This window comes from Nocardia cyriacigeorgica (assembly GCF_010858045.1).
Taxonomy (GTDB): domain Bacteria; phylum Actinomycetota; class Actinomycetes; order Mycobacteriales; family Mycobacteriaceae; genus Nocardia; species Nocardia cyriacigeorgica_E.
This window is the reverse complement of record NZ_JAAGVC010000460.1, coordinates 1-222: the sequence shown is the minus strand read 5'-3', so window position 1 is coordinate 222 and position 222 is coordinate 1. Positions and strand designations below refer to the sequence as shown.

Here is a 222-nt window from a genome sequence, read left to right as displayed (position 1 = left end):
TCAGCCGATGACGGCGTTCATGATGGTGCCCGCACTGGTGGCGACCACACCACCGATCATCGCGCCGGCCACCATCTTCGGCGACTCCAGACCGCCTCCGGTCCACTTCTCCCAGGCGAACCGGCCGCCCGCGTAGACGATGCTGATGATGCCCGACAGCATGGCGAGCCAGGTGGCGTACCGGACGAACTGCTGCGCCTTGTCGGCCAGCGGCGGCGGCTC

General features: G+C 68.5%; 1 protein-coding gene. It reads right to left on the bottom strand.

Annotated features, from left to right (window positions below; translation table 11 throughout):
- On the bottom strand, nucleotides 1-222 hold a 222-nt coding region (locus GV790_RS30465; protein WP_163818235.1), incomplete at its 5' end, for a hypothetical protein.